This window comes from Bacteroides sp. L10-4 (assembly GCF_013373675.1).
GTDB classification, from domain to species: Bacteria; Bacteroidota; Bacteroidia; order Bacteroidales; family Bacteroidaceae; genus Bacteroides; species Bacteroides muris.
The window spans coordinates 1-1591 of sequence record NZ_JABXJH010000135.1 but is presented as its reverse complement, the minus strand read 5'-3'; the positions used below and the strand labels follow the sequence as shown (position 1 = coordinate 1591).

Annotated in this window: 1 protein-coding gene; it reads right to left on the bottom strand. The window is 40.9% G+C overall.

Features of this window, described 5'->3' with window-relative positions:
- Positions 1 to 17: 17 nt before the first annotated feature.
- On the bottom strand, positions 18 to 1469 hold the full coding sequence (locus tag HU824_RS19385) for an IS4-like element ISUnCu6 family transposase (RefSeq protein WP_076612411.1): 1452 nt from the start codon (positions 1467 to 1469) through the stop codon (positions 18 to 20).
- Between the last annotated feature and the right edge of the window lie 122 nt (positions 1470 to 1591).

The window sequence follows — 1591 nt, the reverse complement described above, 5'->3', positions numbered from 1 at the left end:
ATTTAAGTTTCGCAAGTTCAGCTTGCTAGTTTTAATTTGTAAATATCGCATATATGGTTCATCTCTTCCGACCTGTTAATCATCACATCATAGATATCCTCATCGGCCAAACCGAAGAGGTTTGCTATTGCTATAATCAGTTCTTGGAGAGTTCCCCATATCCTTTCTATAATGGAAAGTTCCAAAGAGTCCTTGGAGACTTTTTCAAAGAGTTTTCCCATCGTTTCATAGGCTGCAAATCTTTTCACAAGGGAAAGAATGTTGTATTGCAATGCAGTCAGGGAGGTTGCCGCAATCTGGGAGGCAAAATTGTTTGCCTGGCATTTTCCGAGTCCCAGCAATCCCTTTGCCTCCTTGAAGATGACTTCCAAGGCCCATCTTTGAGCATAGATTTTATATGCGCAGAGGAAGTCAAGAGTGGTGTCAGTGGTTATCAAACCATTCCAAGCGGCATTCTTACTTCGCTTGACGAAAAACAAACGAACCTTAGTGTCTGCAAAGACCACATCAGCTACCATATAATAGCAACGCAGCTTTCTATTGTATTTACGCCGTTTCCGTTTGGAGAGCAACTTTATCAGAGCCGGTGCCGTAAAGTCTTTGCGCTCAAAATGATATTTCGTCCTTCCGCTCTCACCGATTTTAATCATGCCCAAGTAGTCACATTTCATGTGGCGGGAACGAACAAAGCGAATAATATCCTTGCATGCAAACCAGCTGTCAGCCAGAACATACCTGAATTTCACTCCTTTACCTATGGCTCGTTTTATCATGTCAATCATAAGACTGATTTTGCTTGCCGTATATTCGTTGATTCGTTCCTGCAAGGCATCCTGTTCGTCACGGGGCTTGGTGAAACGGTCTTTGAGTTCCTTGGCGGACATACCAAAATTTCCTTTTCTCCCTTTTTCACCAAGAAGTGCAAAATCGAGAATCATTTGGGATGTTCCGTCTGTTATGACCAAAAACAATGCCTTGAATCCCAGAATGCTTCTGTGCTGAACATGGGAATGCACCCTGCCGATATATTCGAAGCGGCGTCCGGTTTTGGGATAGTCCGTATCATCAACTATCAGACAGGTGGTGTTTTCCTTATGCTCGGAGCGGACTTTGATTTTCGACCAAAGCTGCATGTTAAGATGATAGACAAGTTTACGCCAATCAATCTTCGGGTTGCTCATAAAACGGTAGAACACATCTTTTTTGCAGTTCAACAAGCCGCTTAATGAAGAATCATGAAAATGATAAGGATTACGAATCATGAAACAAGGATATAACAACAGAGCCTGGAATACCTGCAGTAAAGAATATATGTTGTTGCATTTACTCTTCATCCCGAACAGGGAAGACTCTGTCATTTTTAACCATTTAATCACGTCCATAATGGAATACATTGCATTGTGCGCATCATCTTTTTTAAAGAATGCGCTGATTTCTGAAAGAAAGTCTGTAACTTTGTGTACTGGCATAGAGTTGAGTATTATTTTGTTTGACCACTTTAAAGATACTCATTTTCTGCGATATACAGAAAACTCTATGCCTTCTTTTATACCCTCTTATAAACTTTCATGCTGACTTGCGAAACTTAAAT